3 protein-coding genes and 2 pseudogenes are annotated in these 3,622 nt (G+C 62.8%); 1 reads left to right on the top strand and 4 read right to left on the bottom strand.

Annotated elements, in window-relative coordinates; all coding sequences use genetic code 11:
- Nucleotides 1–870, top strand: an 870-nt coding sequence (locus tag AB0J67_RS39835; protein WP_363490807.1) for a transposase, incomplete at its 5' end; no start/stop codon positions are given.
- A gap of 34 nt (nt 871–904) precedes the next feature.
- Here AB0J67_RS39835 and AB0J67_RS39840 read toward each other — a convergent pair.
- The 4 genes and pseudogenes from AB0J67_RS39840 to AB0J67_RS39855 form a co-directional block, all read right to left on the bottom strand.
- Nucleotides 905–1,343 (bottom strand): annotated as a pseudogene (locus AB0J67_RS39840) (transposase); the annotation flags it as partial.
- Between the two features lie 472 nt (nt 1,344–1,815).
- Nucleotides 1,816–2,622 (bottom strand): alpha/beta hydrolase, encoded by an 807-nt coding sequence (locus AB0J67_RS39845; protein ID WP_363490809.1) that lies wholly within the window; start codon nt 2,620–2,622, stop codon nt 1,816–1,818.
- A gap of 199 nt (nt 2,623–2,821) precedes the next feature.
- Entirely contained in the window at nt 2,822–3,394 is a 573-nt protein-coding gene (locus AB0J67_RS39850; protein ID WP_363490811.1) for a sigma-70 family RNA polymerase sigma factor, read from the bottom strand.
- A 133-nt stretch (nt 3,395–3,527) separates the two neighbouring features.
- Nucleotides 3,528–3,622: pseudogene (locus AB0J67_RS39855) on the bottom strand (hypothetical protein); the annotation flags it as partial.

Below are 3,622 nucleotides of genomic sequence, written 5' to 3' on the forward strand. Positions count from 1 at the left end.
CGTTTCCACCTGTGGCAGAACCTTGGTCAGGCCGTGGAGAAGACCGTGAACACTCTCCGGGTCAACCTCGCCGCGCCGGTCCCGGCCGCGGCGCCGCCCGTGCTGCAGCCACCGCGGGAGAACAAGCTCATCGCGCGGCTGCGCAGTGATTACGAAGCCGTGCAGGAGCTCTATCGCCAGGGCTGGAGCAAGGCCGCGATCGGCCGCAAGCTGCAGCTGCACCAGGCCACCGTGCGCAAGTTTGCCAACGCGCGTTGCGTCGAGGACGTGCTGGCCAAGAACCAGCAGCGCGCCAGCATCGTCGATGAGCACGTCGAGTACCTGCACCAGCGCTGGAATGAGGGGGAACACAACGCCACTCATCTGTTCCGCGAGATCAGAGCACGCGGCTACCGCGGCGGCGAATTGGCGGTGCAGCGCTACCTGCGCCGCTACCGCCACGCCTCTGGACCGGCGCCCAAGCCCGGACCGCGGCCGCCGTCAGTCCGCGAGGTCACCTCATGGATCATGACCGACCCCGACCACCTGACGGCCGACGACACCAAGAGCCTGAAAGCGATCACCAGACGCGACGCCGACCTGCGTCGACTCACTGGCCACGTGAGGGAGTTCGCCACCATGATGGTCAGACTCGAGGGACACCGGCTCGACGACTGGATCGCCGCGGTCGAGGTCGATCGCCTCGCGCCGCTGGCTTCCTTCGCGCGCAACCTGCGCCGCGATATCGACGCCGTCCGCAACGGGTTGACCCTGCCCTTCAGCTCCGGCCCGGTCGAGGGATGCATCAACAGGATCAAGATGCTCAAACGCCAGATGTTCGGCCGGGCCAACATCGACCTGCTCCGCAAACGCACCCTTCTGTCCGCGTGACCGCGTGGCTGCGTCACAAGATCGGCGACAGAGCCCGGACCTTCATGGTCAGCGCGTCCAGCGACACGAACGTGTAGTGCGCCGAGTCCAGGGGCCGGCTGCGGAACGCCTCGACCTGCGCATCCAGGGTCTGGGCCATCTCCGAGACCTGCCTCTTGGACAGCCGGGTCACGCCCAGTTGCTCGGCCAGCTTCTCCACCCGCCGCGGCGACACTCCCAGCAGATGGCTCGTGGCCACGACGGACACCAGGGCCTGCTCCGCGCTCCGGCGATACTCCAGGAGCCATTCCGGGAAGTACGTTCCGGTGCGTAGTTTTGGGATGGCCAGCCCGACCGTGCCGGCGCGGGTGTCCCACTCCCTGCTGCGGTAGCCGTTGCGCCTGTTCACGCGGTCGTCGCTGCGCTGGCCGTACCCCGCGCCAGACGACGTCGGCCTCAGCCGACATCAGCGCGTTGACGAACGCGGCCACCATTCCCGGCACCGTCCGCGGTTCGCGGCAAGGACGCTTACCTCAAGGCGCAGTTCCGGCGCATCGCCGCAAGCCGAGGTGGTAAACGCGCCGCCGCGCCGCACGGCAACCCCCACACCCGCTCATCGCGATCTGGCACATCGTCGCCCCACAGACTACCTCCCACGACCTCGGCGCCGACCAACTCCCCAACCGCATCGACCCGGCCGCCAACGCGCTGCCCCACCGCCCAACTCGATCACCTCCCGTACACCATCGCGATCAACCCCGCAACGGCCTGAGCAACACATCACTCACAATTTGAGTCAACGCTCTGAGATGTCTTGCCCTGCGGGCGGGCCAGGAGGATGTCGCTGTGCCCCAGCCCTACCCCGGTTAGTTCGGCAACGATGTCGTGCGTGCCCCGATCTCGTAACGCCGGCGTGGCGGTCGAGCAGATCGCCCGATTTCGGTATCCACCCGATGACGTTGCATCTCAGCGGTCCACTTCAGCCCAGAAATCTCTTACCGTCGAATTGAAAGTTGCTGGATCTTCCTGAAATGGCTGATGGGCCGCCCCTGCAAGGAGCCTGAACTCAGCCGTTGGTATTCCGGCGGCGACTTGCCTGCCGTGGCGAGGAGGAACGGCAATATCATTCTCGCCCGAAAGAACCAGCGTAGGAACTGCTATCTCGTTGAGCCGACTCAGTGTGTCGTGGGACATGAACGCATCCAGCGCCTCCTTCATTGCCTCAGGAGATGACGGATGAGGGAATTTAAGCGTTTCGTCTATAACTTCCGCGACAAGTCCAGATTCGTGTGCCTGAGCGCTGTATATCCAGAGATAAAAAAATTCGAGAAAATCTTTGTCACTCGGCGCCGACTCGACTAGCCATCGCCAAAACTTCGCCATCGACCGAGCGTAGCGATCTGGCTTCGCCCAAGAACCGACGAGCACTAAACTTTTTACGAGATCCGCATGACGAATGCATAGCTCCTGAGCAACAAGACCTCCCCCAGAGTACCCCGCTACGTGAGCACGGCTGCTGTTGGTAGCCCGCAGAATCTCCGCTGCGTCGTCAGCCATTAGCGAAACGGACAGAGGTTCGGCGCCGAGCGCTGAGCGCCCGACCCCACGGGCATCGAAGGCAACCATTCGGTAATGACTGGCTAGCCCGTCAACTTGTGCCGACCATGCCTCTAGCGGATCCCCCAAGCCTGAAATGAGTAGAACTGTGTCGCTGCCAACCCCTCGTTCTTCAACCCATAACGACGAACCATTTGCCCTGACATAACGACCCACAGTTCCTCCTGCCGGTAGCGCCGCGTGGCCTGGCGAGTCCAGCCCTCCGGCGTTGTCGTCTTCTATGCGGCCCAGCGCCGCAGGTTCCGTGGGGCCCAAGGTCCATAGCCCGTCTCCACTGCGGCCTAGGGTTTCTGGCGGGTACGACCACGACCGTCGGGCCTTATCCTTTAAACCACCACTTTAGTTCACGTAGTACTCAGGCTTGGCCGACCTGACGCCGGTCACTAAGAATTGTCGCCAACTTGCGCTGCGCTCGGAAAAGTCTTGACTTGACGGTTCCAATGGGTATACGCAGTAGGTCGGCCACCTCCTGGTGAGGACGATCCTCTAAAAATGTGAGACGGACGACGAGCTGGTCTGATGCAGATAGCTTCTCTACCGCCGCACGGACCTGCCAGGTAAGCCAGTGTTTTATCGCAGCATCCTCGCTGCTTTCAGTAACCGGATGGTCCACGTAGCTCGCCCATTCTCCATCGAGCGATACGAAGCGGCTACGATCAGCGTTCTTGCGGTACACGTCGATAGAAGTGCGACGGGTGATAGCGAATAGCCACGGCTCAATCGGCTTCTCGGGGTCGAACCGAGATCGGGCTTGCCAGGCCTGCAAGAAAGCTTGCTGCACCGCGTCTGCCGCAAGTTCACGGTCCGCGAGCATTCGGACAGCGACAGCGAGCATTCTAGCGCTATAGGTGTCGTGAATTGCACGAAGAGCGTCTTCGTTTCCCAGGACGAACTTCCGAGCCAGATCTTGATCTTGAACCATACTCATATCGTCAACGGCGTAGACGCGTGCCCCTGCTTGCCGCCCCCTTCGGCAGCCAGCCTCCACATCACCGCTCACGGCGCGCTTACAGTTGGCTTTCAAGCAACCTGCCGCAAGATCAAGAAGCGGGCGACTGAGACAGCTGCGGGCCGCAGTCGCAGCGCACCGAGCCGAAGACGTCGCCGGTGAGGCACTCGGAGTGCACCCGGACCAGCACCTCCTCGCCGTCGCCGA

The sequence above is a fragment of the Catellatospora sp. NPDC049609 genome, assembly GCF_040675365.1.
Taxonomy (GTDB): domain Bacteria; phylum Actinomycetota; class Actinomycetes; order Mycobacteriales; family Micromonosporaceae; genus Catellatospora.